The following is a 21,759-nucleotide window of genomic DNA, read 5'->3' as shown; positions in this document are numbered from 1 at the left end:
CACAACCGTATGAATCCAGTTTGATATCATCGGTTTTACCGATATAACGCCATCAGGAGCGCCGCATGCGCCACGCCCCCGAAGCCCTGCTCGCATTCGCCGAAGCCGCGCTGCTCGGCTCGTTCACGGCCGCCGCGCGCAAGCTCGGCAAGCGCCAGTCGACCGTGTCGGAGGCGATCGCGAACCTCGAGATCGATCTCGGCGTGCAGTTGTTCGACCGCTCGACGCGTGCGCCGACGCTGACCGACGCCGGGCGGGCACTGCTGCCGCAGGTGCAGCGCGCACTCGAGGCCGGCGCGGCAATCGACCGCACGGCCGCGCGGCTCGCGCGCGGCGAGGAAGCGCGGCTGACACTCGTCGTGTCCGATACGTACCAGTCGAAGCGCTACGAGGAAACGTTGACGGCGCTCGAGCGGCGCTTTCCCGCACTCGAGTTCGAATGCCAGATCGCCGAGCACGACGACGTGCTCGACCTGATCCAGCAGGGACGCGCGCAGCTCGGGCTGATGGCCGCGCGCGCGGCCTACCCGGCCGACATCGGCGCGGCGACGATCGCGGAGGAATCGGAGATCGGGCTGTTCGTCGGCCGCATGCACGCGCTCGCCGAATACGGCGACGCCGACGTGCCGCACGCCGCGCTGCGCGACGTGCGCGAACTGCGCCTCAATACCTATGTGAAAACGGAAGGCCGCGGCACCGGCGACCGGATCGTCGTCGGCACGCACCACTGGCTGGCACCGAGCTACCTGATGCTGCTGGAGATGGCCGTGCAGGGGTTCGGCTGGGCCGAACTGCCGCGCTGGATGGTCGACCACTTCGCGCGCGATCGCCTGTGCGAACTGCGTGCGCGCGGCTGGCCGCGCCGCGTGCGGGTCGATGCGGTCTGGTCGCGCAACCGGCCGCTCGGCCCGGTCGGCTCATGGCTGCTCGATGCGATGCTGGCCGCATAGCGACGCAGGCCGATGCGCCGGCGGCCGCGCGCCGGCCGGCACCGGCAGGTCAGAAGCCGCGCGACAACACCGCCGCGCCGATCGTCACGACGCCGAGCACGAGGTTCACGAGGACGAGCAGGCGCACCGTATTCACCGCGCGCGCGCCATCCGGCCACTTCTGCGCCTGCACCGCACGACGGATGCGCGGGAACAGTGCGAACCGGATATGCCCGAAGATCAGCATCATCACGACGCCGAGCCCGGCCATTGCATGCAGCGACCACGTTGCGTGCGCGCCGCCGAATTCCACGAGCAGGAAGCCGCCGGACAGCAGGATCACGATCACGGCACCCGACACCCAGTTGAAGAAGCGGCCGAACACGCCTTCGATCAGCGGCAACCGAAGCTGCGGCGACAGGTCGGACAGCGCCGGACGCAGGCAGAAGTTGGCGAAGACCATCCCGCCCACCCACACGGCGACGGCCAGCAGATGAAGAAACAGCGCGACGGAGACAGCATGGGACATGACGGCAATCCTGTGAGGAGTGGGGTACGGCGAACGGCCGCGTCGCACGCGGCATCGAGCGACGTTCGACCGGATTGTCGCCGCCCGGTTCAGACCCCAGGCGCGATTTCACACTATTTTGCAAGTTCCGCGTGACAGCGCCACGCTTGCTTACCCGAATCCCCGCTCAAAAAGAACAGGCCGCACGCCCGCCGAAGCGGAGGTGCGGCCTTCGATCACGGCCGAACCGGCCGATCGATCGATCGTGCATCGCGTCAGCCGAGCAGCGGACGCAGCTCGTTGACGACCTTGAGCTTCGTCTCCGGTGCGCGGCCCTTGCGTGCGCGCTTGCCGACGTGCGGCGCCAGCCCCGCATACGACAGCGTCTCGTCCTGCGCCTTGCCGCCGCGGCCGGTACCGATCAGCACGACGCCGGCCGGATCGATCGCGAGCGCCTGAACGAGCGTTTCCTTGTCGTCGAGCGCCATCAGAATCACGCCGCGACCGCCGCCCGACAGCGTCTTCATCTCGTCCATCCCGAACACCAGCAGGCGGCCGCCGCTCGACAGGCACGCGACCTGCGTCGCGTTCGGCAGCACCGGCATCGGCGCGAGCGGCACCGCGCCCGCATCGATGGTCATGAACGACTTGCCGGCCTTCACGCGGCTCACCATGTCGCCGACCTTCGCGAGGAAGCCGAAACCGTTGCTCGACGCGAGCAGCAGTTGCTGGTCGGCCGGCGCCGCGTAGTAGTGCATCAGGTGCGAGCCCGACTCGAGCTCGATCAGCGACGTGACCGGCACGCCGTCACCGCGCCCGCCCGGCAGCACCGACACGTCGACCGAGTACACGCGGCCGCTGCTGCCCCACGCGATCAGGCGGTCCGGCGTGCGGCACTGGAACGCCGCGTACAGATGGTCGCCGGCCTTGAACGTGAAACCGGCCGGGTCGAGCCCGTGGCCCTTCAGCGCGCGCACCCAGCCCTTCTGCGACACGACCACCGTCACCGGTTCGTCGACCACCTTCGCCTCGAACGTCGCGCGCTTTTCCTGCTGGATCAGCGTGCGGCGATCGTCGCCGTACTGCTTCGCGTCGGCCTCGATCTCCTTGATCATCAGCCGCTTCATCGCGTTCTCGTTCGCGAGCAGCTCCTCGAGTTTCGCCTTCTCGTCGCGCAGCGCTTCGAGTTCCTTCTCGATCTTGATCTTCTCGAGCCGCGCGAGCTGGCGCAGCCGGATTTCGAGAATGTCTTCCGCCTGCCGTTCGCTGAGGCCGAACGCGCTCATCAGCGCGGCCTTCGGCTCGTCCGACTCGCGGATGATGCGGATCACCTCGTCGATGTTCAGGAAGACGATCATCCGCCCTTCGAGGATGTGGATGCGGTCGTCGACCTTCGCGAGACGATGGCGGCAACGGCGCGTCATCGTCAGCTGGCGGAACTTCACCCATTCGTCGAGGATCGTCAGCAGGCCCTTCTGGCCCGGCCGGCCATCGGCGCCGATCATCACCAGGTTCAGCGTCGCGTTCGACTCGAGGCTCGTGTATGCGAGCAGCGTGTTCACGAATTCCGTCTGGTCGATCGTGCGCGACTTCGGCTCGAACACGAGCCGCACCGCCGCTTCCTTGCCCGACTCGTCGCGCACCGCGTCGAGCAGGTCGAGCATCGCCTTCTTCGTGTTGAGCTGCTCGGGCGTGAGCGTCTTCTTGCCGAGCTTGAGCTTCGGGTTCGTCAGCTCCTCGATTTCCTCGAGCACCTTCTGGCCCGACGTGTTCGGCGGCAGCTCGGTGACGACCAGTTGCCACTGGCCGCGCGCGAGATCCTCGATCTTCCAGCGCGCGCGCACCTTCAGGCTGCCACGGCCGGTTTCATAGGCCGCCGCGATTTCCGTGTCGCTCGAGATGATCTGGCCGCCGCCCGGGAAATCCGGGCCGGGGATCAGGTTCATCAGCTCCGCGTGCGAGAGCTTCGGATTGCGGATCAACGCGACCGCCGCCGCCGCGACCTCGCGCAGGTTGTGCGACGGGATTTCGGTGGCGAGGCCGACCGCGATACCCGACGCGCCGTTCAGCAGCACGAACGGCATGCGGCTCGGCAGCGTCTTCGGCTCCTCGAACGAGCCGTCGTAGTTCGGCATGAAGTCGACCGTGCCCTGGTCGATCTCGTCGAGCAGCAGCTTCGAGATCGGCGTGAGCCGCGCTTCGGTGTATCGCATCGCCGCCGCGCCGTCGCCGTCGCGCGAGCCGAAGTTGCCCTGCCCGTCGATCAGCGGGTAACGCAGCGAGAAATCCTGCGCGAGACGCACGAGCGCGTCGTACGCCGACTGGTCGCCGTGCGGGTGGTATTTACCGAGCACGTCGCCCACGACGCGCGCCGACTTCACCGGCTTCGCGTCCGGGCCGAGGCCCATTTCGTTCATCGCGAACAGGATCCGGCGCTGCACCGGCTTCTGGCCGTCGCACACGTCGGGCAGCGCGCGGCTCTTCACGACGCTGACCGCGTAGCTGAGATACGCCTGCTCCGCGTAGTTGCCGAGCGTCAGCGCATCGCTCTCCGGCGCGCCGGAGTCGGCAAAGAGATCGGAGGTGTTGTCGTCCATCTGAATTCCGTATTCGTAAGTGGCGTGAGGCCGGGCCGGGCGTCATGCCCGGCCGCGCGGATTCCGGCTTAAATGTCCGCTTCGACGTCGTTGCCCTTTTCCTCGAGCCAGCCGCGCCGCGCGGCTGCCTCGCCCTTGCCCATCAGCATCGTCATGCGCGCGACGGTCGCCTCGTAGTCGAGTTCGCCGAGCTTCACCGGCATCAGGCGGCGCGTGTCGGGGTTCATCGTGGTATCCCACAGCTGCTCGGCGCTCATTTCGCCGAGCCCCTTGAAGCGGCTGATGCTCCATTGCGTCTCGCGCACGCCGTCCTTGCGGAGCTTGTCGAGAATCGCTTCCAGTTCGCCCTCGTCGAGCGCATAGAGCTTCTGCGCCGCCTTCTTGCCGCGCGCCGGCGCATCGACGCGGAACAGCGGCGGCCGCGCGACGCACACGTGGCCGCGCTCGATCAGTTGCGGGAAATGCTTGAAGAACAGCGTGAGCAGCAGCACCTGGATGTGCGAGCCGTCGACGTCCGCGTCCGACAGGATGCAGATCTTGCCGTAGCGCAGGTTCGACAGGTCGACGCTTTCATCGGGGCTGTGCGGATCGACGCCGATCGCCACCGAGATGTCGTGCACCTCGTTGTTCGCGAACAGGCGGTCGCGCTCGGTTTCCCAGGTATTCAGCACCTTGCCGCGCAGCGGCAGGATCGCCTGGTATTCCTTGTCGCGGCCCATCTTCGCGGAACCGCCCGCCGAGTCGCCCTCGACGAGGAACAGCTCGTTGCGCGTAATGTCCTCGGTCTCGCAGTCGGTCAGCTTGCCGGGCAGCACCGCGACGCCCGAGCTCTTGCGCTTCTCGACCTTCTGGCCCGCGCGCGTGCGCGCCTGGGCCTGCTTGATCACGAGCTCGGCGAGCTTCTTGCCGTGCTCGACGTGCTGGTTCAGCCACAGCTCCAGCGCCGGACGCGAGAACGACGACACGAGCTTCACCGCGTCGCGGCTGTTCAGGCGTTCCTTGATCTGCCCCTGGAACTGCGGATCGAGCACCTTCGCGGACAGCACGAACGACACGCGCGCGAAGACGTCTTCCGCGAGCAGCTTCACGCCCTTCGGCTGCAGGTTGTGCAGTTCGACGAAGCTTTTCACTGCCTGGTAGAGACCGTCGCGCAGGCCGGATTCATGCGTGCCGCCGGCCGGCGTCGGGATCAGGTTCACGTACGACTCGCGCACGAGCGAACCTTCCTCGCTCCAGGCGACGACCCACGATGCGCCCTCGCCTTCGGCGAAGGTATCGTCGCCCGAACGCGAATCGGCGAAACGCTCGCCTTCGAACAACGGGATCAGCAACTCGCTGCCGTTCATTTCGTCGAGCAGGTAGCCGCGCAGGCCGTCTTCATATTTCCACGTCTGGCGCTCGCCGCTCTTTTCGTTGACGAGCACGACCTCGACGCCCGGCAGCAGCACGGCCTTCGAGCGCAGCAGGCGCTGCAGCTCGCCGAGCGGCAGGTTCGGCGAATCGAAGTACTTCGGATTCGGCCACACCTGCACGCGCGTGCCGGATTTCTTTTCGCCGCGGCCCGCGCCCTGCGTCGTGAGCGGCTTCACCACATCGCCTTCGGCGAAGCCGAGTTCCGCGATCTTGCCGTCGCGCCAGACGGTGACGTCGAGGCGCGTCGCGAGCGCGTTCGTCACCGACACGCCGACGCCGTGCAGGCCGCCCGAGAACGTATAGGCGCCGCCTGCGGCCTTGTCGAACTTGCCGCCTGCGTGCAGGCGCGTGAATACGATCTCGACGACCGGCACCCCCTCTTCCGGGTGCATGCCGAACGGGATGCCGCGGCCGTCGTCCTCGACCGAGACCGACTGGTCCGCGTGCAGCGTGACCGTGATCTGCTTGCCGTAGCCGCCGAGCGCCTCGTCGGACGCGTTGTCGATGACTTCCTGGATGATGTGCAGCGGATTCTCGGTACGGGTGTACATGCCGGGGCGCTGCTTGACCGGCTCGAGACCCTTGAGCACCTTGATCGATGCTTCGCTATAGGCCGCGCTGGGTTTCTTCGTTGACATAGGCGCTGAATTTCGTCATTCATCGGGACGTTGTCCACACCTCGTGTGGATAACGTCGTGGACAAAACGTTGAGTTCCGTAAAAAAGCGAATCGAAACAACGGTGTGCTTGGACTGCTCCGAAAGCGGGCGCGCGGCGTTGGCTGCGCTGCCCGGGACGCGCGGTATTTTACTGGTTCCGCGTGGCACGCCAATCGCGCAATCGCGCGCGGCGGCCGCCGGCCGCGCGACGCGTCATGCGGATTACGCCGGCTTGCGCTTCGCCTCGAGCGTTTCCCACCGTTCGAGCGCCGCGAGCAATTCGTCGTCGATCGCCGCGAACCGCTCGGTCAGGCGCGTGCCCTCCTGCGGATCCTTCGCGAAGATCGAACCGTCTTCGAGCCGGGCATTGATCGTCCTCTGTTCCTCCTCGAGCGCGGCGATCTTCTCCGGCAGCGAATCGAGCTCGCGCTGCTCGTTGAACGACAGCTTCACCGTGCGCTGCGCATTGCGGCCCGCGGCGCTTTTTGCCGGCTCGTCCTTGACGGGCGCCGCTTCCTTCACCGCGCGCTTCGCGGCTTCCTGCTGCGCGAGCTGATCCGCGCGCGCGCTCTGGATCTGCCAGTCGGTGAAGCCGCCGACATATTCGCGCCACTTGCCGTCGCCCTCGGACGCGATCACCGACGTCACGACGTTGTCGAGGAACGCGCGATCGTGGCTGACGAGCAGCACCGTGCCGTCGTAGTCGGCCAGCAGCTCCTCGAGCAGTTCGAGCGTCGGGATGTCGAGGTCGTTGGTCGGTTCGTCGAGCACCAGCACGTTGGCCGGACGCGCGAACAGGCGCGCAAGCAGCAGCCGGTTGCGCTCACCGCCCGACAGCGACTTCACCGGCGAACGCGCGCGCTCCGGCGCGAACAGGAAATCGCCGAGATAGCTCATCACGTGCTTGCGCACGCCGCCGATCTCGACCCATTCGCTGCCGGGGCTGATGGTATCCGCGAGGCTCTTTTCCTGGTCGAGCTGCGCGCGCATCTGGTCGAAATACGCGACCTGCAGGTTCGTGCCGGTGCGCACCGTGCCTTCGTCGGGCTTCAGTTCGCCGAGAATCAGCTTTAGCAGCGTCGTCTTGCCGGCGCCGTTCGGGCCGATGAAGCCGATCTTGTCCCCGCGCATCACCGTCGTCGAGAAACGATCGACGACCGTGCGGCCGCCGTAGCGCTTCGTCACGTCGGTCAGCTCCGCGACGATCTTGCCGGACTTCTCGCCCTGCGCGACGTCGAGCTTCACGTTGCCCTGCGAATTGCGGCGCTCCGCGCGCTCGTTGCGCATCTGCACGAGCCGCGCGATGCGGCCGACGCTGCGCGTGCGGCGCGCTTCGACCCCCTTGCGGATCCACACTTCCTCCTGCGCGAGCAGCTTGTCGAACTTCTCGTTTTCCACGCGCTCGACTTCGAGCTGCTGCGCCTTGCGCGTCTGGTACGCCGAGAAATTGCCCGGGTACGACAACAGCCGGCCGCGGTCGAGATCGACGATGCGCGTCGCGACGCGGTCGAGGAACGCGCGATCGTGCGTGATGAACAGCAGGCCCGCGCGCTGCGCGACGAGCAGTTCTTCCAGCCAGCGGATGCCGTCGAAGTCGAGGTGGTTGGTCGGTTCGTCGAGCAGCAGCACGTCGGGCTGCAGCACCAGCGCGCGCGCCAGCGCGACCCGCTTCTGCATCCCGCCCGACAGCGCGTCGACGCGCGCGTCGACGTCCGCCAGGCCGATCTGCGCGAGCGTCATCGACACGCGCGTGCGCCAGTTCCACGCGTCGTGCGCGTCGAGCGACGACTGCAGCGCGTTCATCCGCGCGAGCAACGCATCGTGTTCGGCGCCTTCGGGCGTATCCGCGAGGCGGTGCGCGATCGAATCGTATTCTTCGAGCACTTCGCGCGTATGCGCGAGCCCCGACGCGACCGCATCGAACACCGTCGCGCCCGGCTCGAACTCGGGCTCCTGCGGCACATAGACGGTCACGAGCTCCTGCTGGCGCGTGACCAGCCCGTCGTCGGGCTTCGCGAGCCCGGCGACGATCTTCAGCAGCGACGACTTGCCCGCGCCGTTGCGGCCGATCAGGCCGACGCGCTCGCCGGCTTCCAGCGAGAAATCCGCGTGATCGAGCAACGCGACGTGACCGAACGCGAGCTGCGCGCCGGTAATGGAATAGAGCGACATGGGGAGACGGCGAAGAGAGAAATCGGAAGCGCCCATTGTACCGGTCGCGGGCGCCGGCACCGGTATGGCCGGACGGATAGGGTGCAAGACCGGTCGCGCGGGCCGGTTGCGGAAGGTCGAGTGCCGCGCGCGCGGCGGGCACCCGCGCCCGCAGGCGCGGGCTCACTTCATCACGAGGACGGCCCGGCCGCCCTCGCGGACAGGCGTGCTTACTTGACGTTCACGGAGATCGTCGAGCTCATTTCGGGGCCGTACGAGCGGTGCGCGCCGTCGCCGAACTGCAGTGTCAGCGTGTGCTGGCCAGGCGGCAGCCTGAGCTCGGTTTCGGTCTGCGCCTTGCCGAAGTGCAGCGAACGCTCGCCTGCCGGAATCACGTCGCCCTTCGGAATCGGCCGGCCGTCGATCAGCAGGTGATGATGGCCGGTATCCGGCGTCATGTCGCCGGCGGGCCGAAGCGCCATCCCTTCGAGCCCGAACTTCACGAGCACCGGATTCGACACCGTCGCGCCGTCGCGCGGCGCTTCGAAAAACACGCGCGCCTCGGCCCGCGCGACCGTCGACACGGCCATCGCCGCCACGCATACCGCACTCGCGATCCACTTTTTGTTCAGCATCGCATTCTCCTGATGGTTGGACAGCCCGGGAAGCATACACCGCACGTACGGCACGTGTGTTCCGGTTGCGTTGTTCGCGATGCGTACGTTTAAAACGACGTTGCGGAGCCGTTCGGCGAAATTCCGGTACCATTGCGCCTTTCGTCCGCCGGCCAGACCGCGAACGGCATCACCGGATTTCCATTTTCACCGAGCGCCACATGAGCGAAGTAACCGAATACCAGAGCTGGGTCTGCCTGATTTGCGGGTGGGTCTACAACGAAGCGGAAGGGCTGCCCGACGAAGGCATCGCACCCGGCACCCGTTTCGCCGACATTCCCGCCGACTGGCGCTGCCCGCTGTGCGACGTGGGCAAGGAAGATTTCGTTGTCGTCGATTTCTGATTCCGCGATGTTCTGATCGCGGCTGATTGCGCGATCGCGCGCGTCGGCGTGCATTCCGCCCCGCCGACGCGCCGCGCGTTTGCTATACTCTGCGCGCTGTCCACACTGCCGTCCGGTTCGCGTTTTTTCGCGTGATCATCCGGACATGGCGCTCCCCGTAGTTCAATGGATAGAACAAGCGCCTCCTAAGCGCTAGATACAGGTTCGATTCCTGTCGGGGGGACCAGCCAAGCTCTCAGCCATCCCCCGGATTCACAAGAATCTCCCCGCTTCGCCTCCGTCCGGCGCCACTCTACCTCCCAGCCGTACCCGAGACTCTTGCGATTTTCGTTGGTATCAGCAGATACCAACCACACCTCTCACGGACGCGCAGTTATCGCGTCAGCTCGCTACCGCATCAACACTGGTCGCGCCCCAACTCGCCCTTTCCGCCCCACCGCCGGCGACGGGCGAGGCGCGACGATGTTGGACTGCCGCCAGCTTACTCGTCGAACGGCCCGGCTTCGAACGTAGCCACTCCGTCGGCATACTCTCGCACCCATATATCGCGGTGATCCTCGCCAGAGCCCTTTACCGCGAACGACGCGTTCGGTAGGCATGAAGCCAACTTGTCGAACAGCATGACGATCGCCATGCTGTTCAGAAAGAAGAGAGTTGACGTTGGTAGAGCCGAACCACATGCTTCGGTGAGGTTGGTCAATACGTCGTGGCTTAGCGAATATTCGTCAAGAAACCTCAAGAGTTCCTCACGGACACTGGCAACATTCAACGGCTCACCATCGAACGGATGAACCGAAACCTGAGTGTGAAAGCTCATTCGAACCTACTCCATTATTTTTTTCATTCAAACACGGCTCTTCACGGTGTGCGGAGCGAATCGTGATTTTTGACGATCTACCGACCGTTGTCGATCGGCCAAGTTTGGCCTTTCGTGGGCAGCTCACCCTTCTGTGCGGCCTTCACGATGCCTGCCGAGCCTGCCGGTGAACCACGGCTTCCATTCGACACAAATCAAAGATCGTTTGACTCTCGGCATCAGCCCAAGTACACTTCGCGCCGCGGGGTGGAGCAGTCTGGCAGCTCGTCGGGCTCATAACCCGAAGGTCGTAGGTTCAAATCCTACCCCCGCAACCAATACCGAAGCCCGCTTTGCGAAAGCAAGCGGGCTTTTTGCTTTCCGCATGCACTGCTGCGTGTGCACCGCCTGCGACACGCGATCGCATCCTGCCCGATCGCCGCAGCCCCACGTCAGACATTGCGTAGAATTCCGAACCTTCTTCAGCATCCGGAATTCCGCAATGATTCGAACGATCGCGGCACTCGCCGCGCTTTCCGCGATTACCGGCACGGCGAACGCCGCCGACACCGTCACCGCGCCCGCGAAGCAGCGCTATGTCAGCCCCGGCATCGCCAACGTCGCGAACGCAGCGGCACCGCGCCCGGATAACCCCTCCCCCGACTCACGGTGCCGTGAACTATCCGCCGGCATCGACGCCGTGACGCACACCCCCGACCGCGGCCAGAAGATCGTGCACGGCATGGGTCCGGACGGCAAACCGCGCAACGAACTGCGCGCTTACGACAAGCGCGCCGATCTCGAAGCCGAGCATCAACGGCTCGGCTGCCGATAACGAACGCAACGCCGCCCGGTCCACTCACACCGGGCGTCCGCCATCACGCGATCACGCGTTCGCGCCGCCGTCGATCGTCAACCCCGTCCCGTTGATCGACCGCCCCTCCGGCCCGACGACGAACGCAACGAGCGCCGCGACGTCGTCGGCCTTGCCGTACTGCGGGATCGCCATCCGCGAACGCTGCGCACCGGCGTGTTCGCCGTCGGCCGGATTCATGTCGGTATCCGTCGACCCCGGATGCACGATATTGACCGTGATGCCGCGCGGGCCCAGATCGCGTGCGAGCCCCTGAGTCCAGCCGATCAGCGCGGCCTTGCTCGCCGCATAGAGGCTCATCCCCGCATCGGGCACGCGCGTGGCGAGGCAACTGCCGGTCGACACGATGCGCCCGCCCTCGCCGAGATGCCGCGCCGCCGCCTGCGACGCGACGATCACCGCGCGCACGTTCACGTTCAGCGTCGCGTCGATATCGTCGAGCGTGAGATCGTCCAGCCCGCCGGCCCGGAAAATCCCCGCGTTGTTGACGAGGATGTCGAGACCGCCGAACGCCTCCGCGGCACGATCCACTGCGTCGCGCACGGCCACCGGATCGGCGCTGTCGGCCTGGATCGCGACGGCGCGCCGGCCCAGCGCTTCGATGCCGGCAACGACGGCCTGCGCCCGCTCGGCCGATTTCTCGTAGGTAATCGCGACGTCCGCGCCGTCGGCCGCCAGCCGTTTCGCGATCGCCGCACCGATGCCGCGGCTGCCGCCCGTGATGAGTGCACGCTTGCCCTGAAGTCGATTCATGTCGGTTCCTTTCCTCATTTATGTAACGAGCGACACAGAATGTGGCAAGTTGCGCGGCACAGTCAATTGATTTATTTTATCGATCGATACAGATATCGACGAAGGAACGGACGCAATGGCTGAACGGGGCCGACCGAGGAGCTTCGACAAGGAAGCCGCGCTGGAACGCGCGATGGAGGTGTTCTGGCGCCTCGGCTACGAGGGCGCGTCGATGACCGACCTGACGGCCGCGATGGGCATCGCATCGCCGAGCCTGTATGCGGCGTTCGGCAGCAAGGAAGCATTGTTCCGGCAGGCGCTCGAGCACTACCGAGCAACGGAGGGAAAAGAAATCTGGGAGGGCGTCGAGGAGGCCGGCAGCGCACACGACGCCGTGCGGAACTACCTGATGGATACCGCACGCGTGTTCACGCGGCGGTCGAAGCCGGCTGGCTGCCTGGTCGTACTGTCGGCGCTGCATCCGGCCGAGCGCTCGGATACGGTTCGGCAAACGCTGATCGCGATGCGCGAGGGCACGGTCGAGAGCCTGCGCGAGCGCCTCAGGCAAGGTGTCGCGACCGGCGAGATCTCGGCGCACGCGAACCTCGACGCGATCGCGCGGTACTACGTAACCGTCCAGCAGGGGATGTCGATCCAGGCGCGCGATGGTGCGAGCCGTCGCGATCTCGAGGCCGTCGCGATGGCTGCGCTGGCCGCGTGGCCAGCGCTCGTCGGTATGGGCGGCGCGTAGCGGCAGGACGCCGCCGCACACGGCCGCCCCGCGCGTTACTGCCTTTCAGCGTGCTGCACGTCCTTCGACGCATGCCACACGCGATAACGCACCTCGAAACCGTCCGGCACATAGACGACGAGCGGCAGGCGGCTGTTGTAGCGCAGCAGCTGGCCATCGCCGCGCACCTGCACGAACCGCTGCTGCGGCGCCTGGCCCGGGCACGCCATCAGCGTCGACGCCGGGCCCTTCACGTCGGTGAGCTGGTAGTACGTATAACCCCAGCCCTTCACGTCCTCGGCGGTCAGCTCGCCGCCGAACCACTGCTGGTTGCAGTCGGTCTGCAACGTCTTGCCGATCATCAGCTCGACGCGCGCATCGCCTTCGTTCTCGAGCGCGGGCAGCGCGATCACGACGCGCTGCTGGCCGGCCGCTGCCTGCGGAAACATCTTGATCGACTCGGCCGGCACGGCGGGCGCCGAAGCAGGCGCGGCCACGCAGGCGGCGGCAGTCGTCACGCACAAGGCGGCCAGCGCGGCCCGGATCGCGAATTTCATCGAGGTACTCCTGAAAACAAATGAGCTCCGGATGCTAACACTTTCGTCACATGACCTTACGGCGCCGTAATTTGACGACACAATTGCAAACAGCTGGCAATCCCCTTGCGCGGTACTTATAGGGGAACCAACGGAGAACATCATGCTGAAGCTCATTGCTGCCGCCGGCGTCGCGACCTTGCTGGCCGGCTGCGTCGTCGCCCCGGACGCCGGATACGGCTACGGCCAGCCCTACTATTCCGATCCGGGCTACGCATACGCGCCGTCCCCCGTGTACGGCACGGTCAACATCTGGGGCGGTGGCGGCGGACGCGACTGGGATCGCGGCCGGCGCGACTACCATCGCTGGGACGGCGATCGCGGCAACCGCGGCAACGGCTGGGGGCACGGCGGCGGTCGCCGCGGCGACTGGAACGATGGCGGCGGAGGCGGCGGCCATCGCCACTGACGCACAATTGCAACCGTTTGTATCCGCGCACGGCCCGCCGATGGGCGGTCGCGCCGGTCTTGTGTTACTCAGACGAACGGACTCCCGCGCAAAAGACAAAGGCCCTCGCACGAAGCGAGGGCCTTTTGTCGTCCGGTGCGGCGAAGCGAACGTCGGCGGCGCAGGCCGCCCGGCACCGGCCGTTCACGCGTCACGCATCCGCCCGCTTACCACCCGGCCGGCTGCGCGTAGCCGCCCCGCACCGGCGCGCCGCACACGTACGCGCGCTGGTAGCGGTCGTAGCAGTAGTTCGGGCCGTCGTCCTGGTACTGCGCCTGCTGGTAGGTCGGATAGGCAGGCTGCTGGTACGCGGGTGCCTGGTAGTACGTCGGCGGTTGATAGGCCGGAGCCTGGTACACGGGCGCCTGATACGCGACGGGCGGATTCATCGCGGACGTCACGATCGCGCCCAGCACCGCGCCGCCGATCAATGCGCCGATGACGGCGCCGCCGTCGCGGCCATGCGCGGACGCCGGACCCGCCACGGCAAGCGAACCGGCGAGGACACACACTGCGGCAATTTTTTTCATGATGGGCTCCCACGCGAAGTGGTACTGGATGCGATGCATTGTGGCGGCAGGCGGCCGTAATAGATGCAGCAAGTGGTAACGCGCGATTACCGCTGTCACGCACACCGAAATGCGGCGCCGCCATGCTAGGATTTTCGGCATACAGGAGACGCCTTCATGCAGCCCGAAACCGCCCGCCGTTTCGATACAGAATTCGCCCCGCGCATCGCACAGGCGATCGCCGCCTTCTTCGCCGATCACGTGCTGACCGACGTCGTCCCGTATGGCGGCCACGGGCACCCGACGCGCGTGCAGATCCGCAGCACACCGCACGAGCATGTCAGCGGCTTCGAGCATCCGCTGAATCTCGAACTGACCTGGGATACCGACGAAATCGAGCGGCTGATGGAACCGGACGGCCCGCGGCGCTTCGAGCACTACCTGGCTGCCCTCCCGAAAAAACTGGGCGCATGGGAAGGCGCGCGCGACATCGATCTCCTGTCGCGCACGCAAGCCGACCCGCTCGTGCGGCTCGGCGGCCTCGACTTCGAAGGCTGAGTGCCGGCGTCGCGCCATGCGGCCCGGTGATACACTCGGCCGGCCACGCCTCGGCGCAATTGCGCCGGCCGGGCCGCTCATCGCCGCCTCCACCCTCCCGCATGGTTGCGCACGCAACCGGCAGCCGGGCGCGCGGACAACCACGCATCTGCTCCCGCCATGAACGCCGATACCGGCCTGCCGCTTCCGCAACGCTACTGGGCGATCCTCTGCGTCGCACTGGGCATCACGCTCGCCGTGCTCGACGGCGCCATCGCAAACGTCGCGCTGCCGACGATCGCACGCGACCTGCACGCGTCCGACGCCGCATCGATCTGGATCGTCAACGCATACCAGCTCGCGGTCACGATCACGCTGCTGCCGCTCGCCTCGCTCGGCGAGCGCATCGGCTATCGCCGCATCTACGTCGCGGGGCTCGCGCTGTTCACCGCGGCGTCGCTCGGCTGCGCGCTCGCCGGCTCGCTGCCGATGCTGGCCGTGATGCGCGTGATCCAGGGGTTCGGCGCGGCCGGCATCATGAGCGTCAACGCGGCGCTCGTGCGGATGATCTACCCGTCGTCGATGCTCGGGCGCGGGCTGTCGATCAACGCGATGGTCGTGGCGCTGTCGTCGGCGATCGGGCCGACGGTCGCGTCCGCGATCCTGTCGTTCGCATCGTGGCCGTGGCTCTTCGCGGTCAACGTGCCGATCGGCATCGCCGCGGTGATCGGCAGCCTGCGCGCGCTGCCGTCCAACCCGCTGCACGATGCACCGTACGATTTCCCGAGCGCGCTGATGAACGCGTGCGTGTTCGGTCTGCTGATCACGGCGGTCGACGGGCTCGGCCACGGCGAAGGCCATGCGTACGTCGCGGCCGAACTGGCCGTCGCGTTCGTCGTCGGCTACTTCTTCGTGAAGCGCCAGCTGTCGCAGCCGGCGCCGCTGCTGCCCGTCGACCTGATGCGCATCCCGATGTTCGCGCTGTCGATCTATACGTCGATGGCGTCGTTCACGTCGCAGATGCTCGCGTTCGTCGCGCTGCCGTTCTGGCTGCAGCACTCGCTCGGCTTCTCTCAGGTGGAGACGGGCCTCTACATGACGCCGTGGCCGCTCGTGATCGTGTTCGCCGCGCCGCTCGCGGGCGTGCTGTCGGATCGTTATTCGGCGGGCATCCTCGGCGGAATCGGGCTCGCCCTGTTCGCGGCCGGGCTGCTGTCGCTCGCGACGATCGGCGCGCACCCGGGCACCGTCGACATCGTGTGGCGGATGGCGCTGTGCGGTGCAGGCTTCGGGTTGTTCCAGTCGCCGAACAACCGCGCGATGCTGTCGTCGGCGCCGCGCGAGCGCAGCGGTGGCGCGGGCGGCATGCTGAGCACCGCGCGGCTGACCGGGCAGACGCTCGGCGCCGCGCTCGTCGCATTGATTTTCGGGCTCGTCCCCGATCGCGGGCCGACGATTGCGCTCTATGTCGCCGCGGCATTCGCGGCGGTGGCCGCGCTCGTCAGCATGCTGCGCATCGCGTCGCCGCGACCGGACGCGGCAACCTGACACCGTCGCGCGCCGCCCCGCGCGTCATTCGGCGTCGAGCGCCTCCATCACGAAACGCACACGCGCCTGCACGCTCTCGCGCGGCAGTTCGATCAGCCGATAGCCGTAAGACGTGTAGCACTCGACCATCGCGTCGTAGGTGCGCACGGCTTCCGCGAAATCCTGCCGGCGCTCGGTGTCCTGCGCATAGATGTCCGGCCACGGCGGCGCGATGAACACGCGCGGGTGATAGCGGAAACGGTTGGCCGCGGCCTCCGCATGCGCGGGCACGGCCAGCCCCGTCAGCCGCAGATAGCCGATCACGTCCGGCACGCCGCGATCGAAGAACACGGGCCCGCGCGCATGCCGCGCGAGATCGTACGAGCGCATCTCCCAGCTCAGCATCAGCTCGGCAAACGCGGCCGGGTCGCGCCACGGCAACGCGTGACCGTCGATCGCCATCTGGTCGCGGATCACGCCCCGCCCGGCTTCCTGCGAGCGCGCGCAACCGGCGCGCTCGAGCGCATCGAGCAGCGTGCTCTTGCCCGAACCCGGGCCACCGGTCACGACGAAAAAGCGGCGGGTGGCGTCGTCGCTCGTGTCGCCGGCGGCGCCGGGCCCCTGTACGACCTCACGCATGCACGACCCGCCGGCCCGCGCGCCGCGTGACCGACGCGGCGGCCGCGACACTGCGCAAGTCGGCGACGAACGTATCGCGCCAGACCGACAGGTCGTTTCCGCGCAGCCTCGCGAGGTTCTCCTCGTGGCGCGCCTGCCGCTCCGCGAGCGGCATCGACAGCGCGCGCTCGAGCGCCTCGGCCATCTGCGACAGGTCGTACGGATTGACGAGGAGCGCGCCGGTCAGCTCGGCCGCCGCACCCGCGAACTCCGACAGCACGAGCACGCCCGGATCGGCCGGATCCTGCGATGCCACGTACTCCTTCGCGACGAGGTTCATCCCGTCGCGCAACGGCGTCACGTAGCCGACCTGCGACATCCGGAAGAACGCCATCAGCAGGTTGCGCTCGTACTTGCGGTTCAGGTACTGGATCGGCGTCCAGTCGAGCTGCGAGAAGCGGCCGTTGATGCGGCCGGCCTCGCCTTCGAGCGTTTCGCGAATGTGCTGATAGGTCTGCACGTCGGAACGCGTCGGCGGCGCGATCTGCAGCAGCGACACGCGCCCCTGCCAGCCGGGCGCATTCGCGAGCATCCGCTCGAAAGACTGGAAGCGCTCGACGAGCCCCTTCGAATAATCGAGGCGGTCGACGCTCATCACCAGCTTGCGGCCGTCGAGCGCCTCGCGCAGCATCTTCACCGGCTTGCGCGCGCCGTACTGGACGGCCGCCTGCGCGATCGCGTCGGGATAGACGCCGATCGGATAGGCGGCGACCTTCACGACACGACCGTGCGCATGCAGCATCCCGTCGTCGCTCGCCGCGCCGATCCCGCGGCGCTCGATGTAGTCGGTGAACGCCTGCTTGTCGGCCTCGGTCTGGAAGCCCGCGACGTCGTATGCGCACATGAACTTCACGAGTTCCTCATGCGGCGGCACGAGGCGCAGCATGTCGGGCGACGGAAACGGAATGTGCAGGAAGAAGCCGATCGGGTTCTTCACGCCGAGCTCGCGCAGGTAATGCGCGAACGGCAGCAGGTGATAGTCGTGCACCCAGATCAGGTCGTCGGGGCGCAGCAGCGCGGCAAGCTGCTTCGCCAGCATCGCGTTCACGCGCAGATAGCCCGCGTACTCCTGGCGGTCGAAGCGCGCGAGATCGCCGCGGTAATGGAACACCGGCCACAGCGTCGCGTTCGAGAAGCCGCGGTAGTACTGGTCGTAGTCGCGCCGGGTCAGCCCGACCGTCGCATAGGTCACGTTGCCGTCTCGCTGGATCGCGGGCTCGGCATCCGGCGCACCGACGATCTCGCCGTTCCAGCCGAACCAGACGCCGCCCGTTTCCTTCAGCGCGTCCATCACGCCGACTGCCAGGCCACCGGCGCTCGGGCGCGTGTCCTCGCCGGCGGCGACACGGTTCGATACCACGATCAATCTGCTCATGCGGCTTTCCCTCCTCGATTCGATGGGCTGGCGCGCGGCGCGCGCCAAGGCTGGCACGGCGGCCCGAAGGCGGCCGTGCGGCGATTCAGACGTGAGAAATGCAGGTGTGAAAGGCTGCGGCGGAATACGACGGCAACGACATCAGGCGTCCTGCTCCTGACCGAGATCCCGCTGATAGTCGAGCCCTTCCGGGCGGGCACCGCCCTGATTGTGATCGCCGTCGGACGGCGTCTCGCCGGGCGCACCGGCTGGCGGTGCCGATGGCGCGTCGGTCTGCGGATGCGGGCGATCCGCCCCTGCGTCGGGCGGCCGGGGCGAAAACCGTTTCGAACGTCGCATGGCCGGGTGTCTCATGTGCGGCGCGGCCCGAGGCCGTCGTAGAAACATTCCATAACTGAAAAGTCTAGGTCGCTTCCTTGCACGCCAAAGTAACAATTACCTTCAATTTGTAACGTTTCGACCCCTCCCGATCCACCTGTCCGACAATAGCGCCGCGCGTACGCGCGCGGGATGCCGTCCGGCGATTTGTCAAAGCTTTGCATTTTTCCTATGACAATTGCGAAACAATGACGCGGCATGAGGGCGCGCACGCGTTGCCGCTCACCCAGACAGGACTTGCACTCAGGGATGAACACTCGTTTCGAATCGCCGCGCCGGGCCATCCCGGCGCGCGTCGTGCTGGCCGCGATCGCCACGGCCGCACTGCTGTCCGGCTGCAACTCGCTGTACAGCGAGGGCGCGACAGCCGGCGCCGGTATCGCGGGTGCCGCGATCGCCTCCAAGGTCACCAACAACGCCGCCGTCGCGACGGGCATCGGCCTCGGCGCCGTCGCCGGTGCGCGTGCGGGCGTCCAGTACTCGCAGCGCGTCGCACACCGTTACACACAGGAACAGATCGCGAAGGCGGCCGGCCCGCTCGACGTGGGCGGCGTCGCGCCGTGGTCGACGCACCACTCGTTCCCGATCGAGGACGACGAACAGGGCCGCGTGACGGTCAGCCGGATGATCAGCATCGGCCCGCTCGACTGCAAGGAAATCGTGTTCGCGGTCGACACGCCCGCGAAAGCCGACAAGGCCGCGCAATCGGCGTTCTACGTCGCCACGATCTGCCGCGACGGCCCCGTGTGGAAATGGGCGTCGGCGGAACCGGCAACCGAACGCTGGGGCTCGCTGCAATGAGCGTCGCGATCCGTATCGCGGCCATCGGCGCGCTGTGCGCGGCGGCGGCCACGCTGTCGGGCTGCGGGTCGGTCGGCGCGGCGAGCGGCGCGCTTGCCGGCGCCGCGACGGGCCTCGTGACCGCGAACCCGGCGGTCGGCGTCGGCGTCGGGATCGCCGTGCAGGCCGCGACCGACGAAGCCGTGAACCGCACGATGAAACAACTCCATCAGAATCAGCAGGACGCGATCGCGAAGACGGCCGGCAGTCTCGCCGTCGGCGAAGTGAAGCCGTGGAAGGTGAAGAACACGCTGCCGCTCGAAAACGGCGAAGGCGAAGTGCGCGTCACGCGCGCGTATTCGTCGGCGCTCGCGCTGTGCAAGGAATTCGCGTTCTCGGTGAAGGACGGCGACAAGGCCGACTGGTTTTTCGCGAATGCGTGCCAGCAAGGCACGCACTGGAAGTGGGCGTCGGCGGAGCCGGCCGTCGATCGGTGGGGGAATTTGCAGTAGCGGTGCGGTGTGCGGCGCGTCGGTCAATCAATGCGCGTCGCTCATCGGACACACTGGTGGTCCGGGCGATCAGATCGACGCGCCTGTACGTCGATTGAACGCAGCCCGCATGATATCCGGGGCGATCATTTCCATTCGACTCAGCTCGGCAAGCACCGCCGCAAGCATGCCATCGACATCAGGATCCACCGCCCTCATGTGCTTCAACACTGCGGGCCGAAAGGCTTCGTCTTCGTTGATACCCGACTCCCCCGTCTGGCGTCGCGCACGATACAGCACGCCCACCCAATAACGAGTGCGCTCGATTGCGCTCCATCCCGCATACGTATTCGGGAACTTCGCTCGTTCGATTGCCTGCCGAACGACCGGCTCGGGCTCGTCCAGAAACGGCACAAAGAACATCTGTTCGCCGACGGCAAGCTTCGACGACGTCACCGGATCGTGTGCGGTATAGGTTTCATAGCGAACGTCGGTATCGGCCTCGAGCCTATTGCCTACGTGCACGCGGATCCCGTCTTGCAGCACCATCTGACGCTCCGGCGGAAATTGCGCTTCGCGCTCGCCGCGCGACAGCAGACGCCCTAGCCTCGGGGAAAACTCGATTTCGTGCTGACGACCGATTCGTGCGTCGACATACCAAACGATGACGGTTTGCGACTCCGCATTCTCGAACGCCGTCAGAAAATCAGTCTCTGAGATCAATGCTGCCAACGATGAAGGCAGCACGGAATACGGCAAGCTGTCCCGCTTCAACATCACGACTCCCCAAGCCATTCGCCCGGATTCCGGGCCGGGTACCGCACACTTCACATCCGGAGGCAGCCGTTACAGACGCGCGCGAAGCTGCGCCACCCTTTCCTTGATCTTCGCGGACAGCGCATCGTCCGGGTCGTAAGTCAGGCACCGCTCGAGATCGGCGATCGACGCGTTGATATCACCCAGCGTCTCGTATGCCCTGGCGCGATTGAAATAGACGAAAGGCTGGTCGGGATTGAGCTTCAGCGCCTTGTCGAAGTAATCGAGCGACTTCTGGTAGGCGCCGCCTTCGAGGTAAATCGTCGCGAGCGTGCAATACGCCGACGGATCCGTGTAGCCCAGCTCGATGGCCCGGTTCAGATCGTTCAGCGCGAGCGCTGTCTTCTTGATCATCGCGAAGGTCGTGCCGCGATCGGCATACGTCGCCGCGTCTTCCGGCGCCACCTTCAGGATGTCGCCGTACAGTCCGAGCGCATCCTCGATGCGCCCCTGCGACACGAATCCGCGTGCCCGCATGCGCATCGGTGAAAAATCGGGGTTCTTATCGGTCATTCAATTCAGCTCCAAAAACTTCGCACTCGCATTATCCGCTTCGCTGTCCGGAAGCCGCCCCGGCTCAGCGAACCGCTTTCTCGATGAGCCCTTTCAGGTAGTTCTCGAGCGCACCGAACCTGACAATCGATGCGTTTCGCCTGGTTGGATGAGGAGCCGCCGCAGCTTTCACGGCTTCCGGCAGATCGTCCCTCAACCACAACTCGGGAATCTGTAATCGGGCGTACGATTCACCGTCAATTTCCTCCAGAACCATGTGGCCGCGCCATGGATATTCGTTAAACACACCGGACACCTGATGCACGAAGAGCAACGCCCGCTCCCCGATCTGGAGCGGTACGTTCCCCCACGTCGCAGGCCCGCTGTAAAACTCGAACTCCGTTCCGAGACGATCCGGCGTGATGCCCTTCCCGCAGGAATAGATCTGCTCGATTTTTGCGCGAAAAACGTGCGGACTCGGCGAATCGATGACGGACACGACCACCAGGTCGTGCATACCAGCAGCGACAGAATAGAGACTCTCTGACATGTGGTGAAGTGGTGGACGGTGTCCGAGGTGAACGAAGCGTTGTCGCCGAAGAGTGAAACCGGGCGCGGCATCGTCGCCGAACATCATTCGCAGCGCTTCCGGCAGGCGCACGATCCGACAATCAGGTATCAGTGGCCGGGCGCCCGTTGCGAACGCCGGGGTCGGGCCGCGGGCCC

General features: G+C 66.4%; 24 protein-coding genes and 2 tRNA genes. 11 read left to right on the top strand and 15 right to left on the bottom strand.

Annotation, left to right across the window (positions count from 1 at the left end; all coding sequences use genetic code 11):
• Nucleotides 1-65 precede the first annotated feature (65 nt).
• A complete protein-coding gene (locus VK92_RS25235; RefSeq protein ID WP_021158535.1) occupies nucleotides 66-950 on the top strand; it encodes a LysR family transcriptional regulator in 885 nt (294 codons plus the stop codon).
• A gap of 49 nt (nucleotides 951-999) precedes the next feature.
• On the opposite strand, the gene VK92_RS25230 is transcribed toward VK92_RS25235, so the two are convergent.
• The 5 genes from VK92_RS25230 to VK92_RS25210 all read right to left on the bottom strand — a co-directional run bounded on the left by VK92_RS25230 (nucleotide 1,000) and on the right by VK92_RS25210 (nucleotide 8,891).
• A complete protein-coding gene (locus VK92_RS25230) occupies nucleotides 1,000-1,458 on the bottom strand; it encodes a CopD family protein (RefSeq protein ID WP_021158534.1) in 459 nt (152 codons plus the stop codon).
• A gap of 254 nt (nucleotides 1,459-1,712) precedes the next feature.
• Nucleotides 1,713-4,034 (bottom strand): DNA topoisomerase IV subunit A, encoded by a 2,322-nt coding sequence (gene parC / locus VK92_RS25225; protein WP_021158533.1) that lies wholly within the window; start codon nucleotides 4,032-4,034, stop codon nucleotides 1,713-1,715.
• A 68-nt stretch (nucleotides 4,035-4,102) separates the two neighbouring features.
• Complete coding sequence (gene parE / locus VK92_RS25220; protein WP_021158532.1) at nucleotides 4,103-6,085, bottom strand: DNA topoisomerase IV subunit B; 1,983 nt, start codon at nucleotides 6,083-6,085, stop codon at nucleotides 4,103-4,105.
• Nucleotides 6,086-6,327: 242 nt separating this feature from the next.
• On the bottom strand, nucleotides 6,328-8,277 hold the full coding sequence (locus VK92_RS25215) for an ATP-binding cassette domain-containing protein (protein WP_048025384.1): 1,950 nt from the start codon (nucleotides 8,275-8,277) through the stop codon (nucleotides 6,328-6,330).
• A gap of 209 nt (nucleotides 8,278-8,486) precedes the next feature.
• Nucleotides 8,487-8,891 (bottom strand): DUF4399 domain-containing protein, encoded by a 405-nt coding sequence (locus VK92_RS25210; protein ID WP_027786782.1) that lies wholly within the window; start codon nucleotides 8,889-8,891, stop codon nucleotides 8,487-8,489.
• Between the two features lie 200 nt (nucleotides 8,892-9,091).
• On the opposite strand from VK92_RS25210, the gene VK92_RS25205 reads away from it, so the two are divergent.
• Nucleotides 9,092-9,274 (top strand): rubredoxin, encoded by a 183-nt coding sequence (locus VK92_RS25205; protein WP_006398668.1) that lies wholly within the window; start codon nucleotides 9,092-9,094, stop codon nucleotides 9,272-9,274.
• Between the two features lie 151 nt (nucleotides 9,275-9,425).
• Nucleotides 9,426-9,500, top strand: a tRNA-Arg gene (locus tag VK92_RS25200).
• 255 nt (nucleotides 9,501-9,755) lie between these two features.
• On the opposite strand, the gene VK92_RS25195 is transcribed toward VK92_RS25200, so the two are convergent.
• Nucleotides 9,756-10,091 carry a hypothetical protein gene (locus tag VK92_RS25195; protein WP_048025383.1) on the bottom strand — a complete coding sequence of 112 codons (336 nt, stop codon included), beginning with the start codon at nucleotides 10,089-10,091 and terminating at the stop codon, nucleotides 9,756-9,758.
• Between the two features lie 240 nt (nucleotides 10,092-10,331).
• On the opposite strand from VK92_RS25195, the gene VK92_RS25190 reads away from it, so the two are divergent.
• Together VK92_RS25190 and VK92_RS25185 are read left to right on the top strand one after the other, a co-directional pair.
• Nucleotides 10,332-10,408, top strand: a tRNA-Met gene (locus VK92_RS25190).
• 164 nt (nucleotides 10,409-10,572) lie between these two features.
• Entirely contained in the window at nucleotides 10,573-10,905 is a 333-nt protein-coding gene (locus VK92_RS25185; protein WP_048025382.1) for a hypothetical protein, read from the top strand.
• Nucleotides 10,906-10,956: 51 nt separating this feature from the next.
• Here the strand turns inward: VK92_RS25185 and VK92_RS25180 are convergent, their stop codons facing one another.
• The gene (locus VK92_RS25180) at nucleotides 10,957-11,697 is read right to left on the bottom strand and encodes an SDR family NAD(P)-dependent oxidoreductase (protein WP_027786779.1); all 741 of its coding nucleotides are present in this window, start codon (nucleotides 11,695-11,697) and stop codon (nucleotides 10,957-10,959) included.
• Between the two features lie 115 nt (nucleotides 11,698-11,812).
• On the opposite strand from VK92_RS25180, the gene VK92_RS25175 reads away from it, so the two are divergent.
• On the top strand, nucleotides 11,813-12,427 hold the full coding sequence (locus VK92_RS25175; RefSeq protein ID WP_048025381.1) for a TetR/AcrR family transcriptional regulator: 615 nt from the start codon (nucleotides 11,813-11,815) through the stop codon (nucleotides 12,425-12,427).
• A 35-nt stretch (nucleotides 12,428-12,462) separates the two neighbouring features.
• Here the strand turns inward: VK92_RS25175 and eco are convergent, their stop codons facing one another.
• Nucleotides 12,463-12,963, bottom strand: coding sequence for a serine protease inhibitor ecotin (gene eco / locus VK92_RS25170; RefSeq protein ID WP_021158524.1), 501 nt, complete (start codon nucleotides 12,961-12,963; stop codon nucleotides 12,463-12,465).
• Between the two features lie 142 nt (nucleotides 12,964-13,105).
• Between eco and VK92_RS25165 the strand changes: the two genes are divergently transcribed.
• Entirely contained in the window at nucleotides 13,106-13,411 is a 306-nt protein-coding gene (locus VK92_RS25165) for a hypothetical protein (protein WP_021158523.1), read from the top strand.
• A 206-nt stretch (nucleotides 13,412-13,617) separates the two neighbouring features.
• Here the strand turns inward: VK92_RS25165 and VK92_RS25160 are convergent, their stop codons facing one another.
• Nucleotides 13,618-14,019 carry a hypothetical protein gene (locus tag VK92_RS25160; RefSeq protein WP_021158522.1) on the bottom strand — a complete coding sequence of 134 codons (402 nt, stop codon included), beginning with the start codon at nucleotides 14,017-14,019 and terminating at the stop codon, nucleotides 13,618-13,620.
• Nucleotides 14,020-14,136: 117 nt separating this feature from the next.
• On the opposite strand from VK92_RS25160, the gene VK92_RS25155 reads away from it, so the two are divergent.
• Both VK92_RS25155 and VK92_RS25150 read left to right on the top strand, forming a co-directional pair.
• Nucleotides 14,137-14,517, top strand: a complete 381-nt coding sequence (locus VK92_RS25155; protein ID WP_048025380.1) for a DUF5594 family protein — start codon at nucleotides 14,137-14,139, stop codon at nucleotides 14,515-14,517.
• Nucleotides 14,518-14,676: 159 nt separating this feature from the next.
• Entirely contained in the window at nucleotides 14,677-16,044 is a 1,368-nt protein-coding gene (locus VK92_RS25150; RefSeq protein ID WP_034195743.1) for an MFS transporter, read from the top strand.
• Between the two features lie 24 nt (nucleotides 16,045-16,068).
• Here VK92_RS25150 and VK92_RS25145 read toward each other — a convergent pair whose 3' ends face one another.
• From VK92_RS25145 to VK92_RS40580, 3 genes are all read right to left on the bottom strand, one after another.
• Entirely contained in the window at nucleotides 16,069-16,662 is a 594-nt protein-coding gene (locus VK92_RS25145) for an AAA family ATPase (protein WP_048025390.1), read from the bottom strand.
• The gene (otsA, locus tag VK92_RS25140; protein ID WP_048025379.1) at nucleotides 16,655-18,076 is read right to left on the bottom strand and encodes an alpha,alpha-trehalose-phosphate synthase (UDP-forming); all 1,422 of its coding nucleotides are present in this window, start codon (nucleotides 18,074-18,076) and stop codon (nucleotides 16,655-16,657) included. Before otsA ends, VK92_RS25145 begins: the two co-directional genes overlap by 8 nt.
• Nucleotides 18,077-18,217: 141 nt before the next feature.
• Entirely contained in the window at nucleotides 18,218-18,415 is a 198-nt protein-coding gene (locus tag VK92_RS40580; RefSeq protein ID WP_021158517.1) for a hypothetical protein, read from the bottom strand.
• 288 nt (nucleotides 18,416-18,703) lie between these two features.
• Between VK92_RS40580 and VK92_RS25135 the strand changes: the two genes are divergently transcribed.
• Both VK92_RS25135 and VK92_RS25130 read left to right on the top strand, forming a co-directional pair.
• On the top strand, nucleotides 18,704-19,255 hold the full coding sequence (locus VK92_RS25135) for a hypothetical protein (RefSeq protein ID WP_021158516.1): 552 nt from the start codon (nucleotides 18,704-18,706) through the stop codon (nucleotides 19,253-19,255).
• Nucleotides 19,252-19,746, top strand: a complete 495-nt coding sequence (locus tag VK92_RS25130) for a hypothetical protein (protein WP_021158515.1) — start codon at nucleotides 19,252-19,254, stop codon at nucleotides 19,744-19,746. The genes VK92_RS25135 and VK92_RS25130 overlap by 4 nt, the downstream gene beginning before the upstream one ends.
• Before the next feature lie 69 nt (nucleotides 19,747-19,815).
• Here VK92_RS25130 and VK92_RS25125 read toward each other — a convergent pair whose 3' ends face one another.
• From VK92_RS25125 to VK92_RS25115, 3 genes are all read right to left on the bottom strand, one after another.
• Complete coding sequence (locus tag VK92_RS25125; RefSeq protein WP_027786772.1) at nucleotides 19,816-20,502, bottom strand: hypothetical protein; 687 nt, start codon at nucleotides 20,500-20,502, stop codon at nucleotides 19,816-19,818.
• 69 nt (nucleotides 20,503-20,571) lie between these two features.
• Nucleotides 20,572-21,054 (bottom strand): tetratricopeptide repeat protein, encoded by a 483-nt coding sequence (locus VK92_RS25120; protein ID WP_048028495.1) that lies wholly within the window; start codon nucleotides 21,052-21,054, stop codon nucleotides 20,572-20,574.
• 64 nt (nucleotides 21,055-21,118) lie between these two features.
• On the bottom strand, nucleotides 21,119-21,694 hold the full coding sequence (locus VK92_RS25115; RefSeq protein ID WP_131723306.1) for a hypothetical protein: 576 nt from the start codon (nucleotides 21,692-21,694) through the stop codon (nucleotides 21,119-21,121).
• Nucleotides 21,695-21,759 lie beyond the last annotated feature (65 nt).

It is taken from the genome of Burkholderia sp. LK4, assembly GCF_001043615.1.
Classification (GTDB): Bacteria; Pseudomonadota; Gammaproteobacteria; order Burkholderiales; family Burkholderiaceae; genus Burkholderia; species Burkholderia cepacia.
The sequence above is the reverse complement of the archived record's forward strand: the minus strand, read 5'-3'. Positions and strand labels throughout refer to the sequence as shown.

Excerpts from the sequence above, each read along its gene's own strand:
- VK92_RS25195 (WP_048025383.1), bottom strand. The coding sequence starts at position 10,091 with ATGAGCTTTCACACTCAGGTTTCGGTTCATCCGTTCGATGGTGAGCCG.
- VK92_RS25205 (WP_006398668.1), top strand. The coding sequence starts at position 9,092 with ATGAGCGAAGTAACCGAATACCAGAGCTGGGTCTGCCTGATTTGCGGG.
- VK92_RS25135 (WP_021158516.1), top strand. The coding sequence starts at position 18,704 with ATGAACACTCGTTTCGAATCGCCGCGCCGGGCCATCCCGGCGCGCGTC.
- VK92_RS25145 (WP_048025390.1), bottom strand. The coding sequence starts at position 16,662 with ATGCGTGAGGTCGTACAGGGGCCCGGCGCCGCCGGCGACACGAGCGAC.
- VK92_RS25175 (WP_048025381.1), top strand. The coding sequence starts at position 11,813 with ATGGCTGAACGGGGCCGACCGAGGAGCTTCGACAAGGAAGCCGCGCTG.
- VK92_RS25230 (WP_021158534.1), bottom strand. The coding sequence starts at position 1,458 with ATGTCCCATGCTGTCTCCGTCGCGCTGTTTCTTCATCTGCTGGCCGTC.
- otsA (WP_048025379.1), bottom strand. The coding sequence starts at position 18,076 with ATGAGCAGATTGATCGTGGTATCGAACCGTGTCGCCGCCGGCGAGGAC.
- VK92_RS25130 (WP_021158515.1), top strand. The coding sequence starts at position 19,252 with ATGAGCGTCGCGATCCGTATCGCGGCCATCGGCGCGCTGTGCGCGGCG.
- VK92_RS25165 (WP_021158523.1), top strand. The coding sequence starts at position 13,106 with ATGCTGAAGCTCATTGCTGCCGCCGGCGTCGCGACCTTGCTGGCCGGC.
- VK92_RS25120 (WP_048028495.1), bottom strand. The coding sequence starts at position 21,054 with ATGACCGATAAGAACCCCGATTTTTCACCGATGCGCATGCGGGCACGC.
- VK92_RS25125 (WP_027786772.1), bottom strand. The coding sequence starts at position 20,502 with ATGTTGAAGCGGGACAGCTTGCCGTATTCCGTGCTGCCTTCATCGTTG.
- eco (WP_021158524.1), bottom strand. The coding sequence starts at position 12,963 with ATGAAATTCGCGATCCGGGCCGCGCTGGCCGCCTTGTGCGTGACGACT.
- parC (WP_021158533.1), bottom strand. The coding sequence starts at position 4,034 with ATGGACGACAACACCTCCGATCTCTTTGCCGACTCCGGCGCGCCGGAG.
- VK92_RS25155 (WP_048025380.1), top strand. The coding sequence starts at position 14,137 with ATGCAGCCCGAAACCGCCCGCCGTTTCGATACAGAATTCGCCCCGCGC.
- VK92_RS25180 (WP_027786779.1), bottom strand. The coding sequence starts at position 11,697 with ATGAATCGACTTCAGGGCAAGCGTGCACTCATCACGGGCGGCAGCCGC.
- parE (WP_021158532.1), bottom strand. The coding sequence starts at position 6,085 with ATGTCAACGAAGAAACCCAGCGCGGCCTATAGCGAAGCATCGATCAAG.
- VK92_RS25185 (WP_048025382.1), top strand. The coding sequence starts at position 10,573 with ATGATTCGAACGATCGCGGCACTCGCCGCGCTTTCCGCGATTACCGGC.
- VK92_RS25160 (WP_021158522.1), bottom strand. The coding sequence starts at position 14,019 with ATGCATCGCATCCAGTACCACTTCGCGTGGGAGCCCATCATGAAAAAA.
- VK92_RS25235 (WP_021158535.1), top strand. The coding sequence starts at position 66 with ATGCGCCACGCCCCCGAAGCCCTGCTCGCATTCGCCGAAGCCGCGCTG.
- VK92_RS25215 (WP_048025384.1), bottom strand. The coding sequence starts at position 8,277 with ATGTCGCTCTATTCCATTACCGGCGCGCAGCTCGCGTTCGGTCACGTC.
- VK92_RS25150 (WP_034195743.1), top strand. The coding sequence starts at position 14,677 with ATGAACGCCGATACCGGCCTGCCGCTTCCGCAACGCTACTGGGCGATC.
- VK92_RS40580 (WP_021158517.1), bottom strand. The coding sequence starts at position 18,415 with ATGCGACGTTCGAAACGGTTTTCGCCCCGGCCGCCCGACGCAGGGGCG.
- VK92_RS25210 (WP_027786782.1), bottom strand. The coding sequence starts at position 8,891 with ATGCTGAACAAAAAGTGGATCGCGAGTGCGGTATGCGTGGCGGCGATG.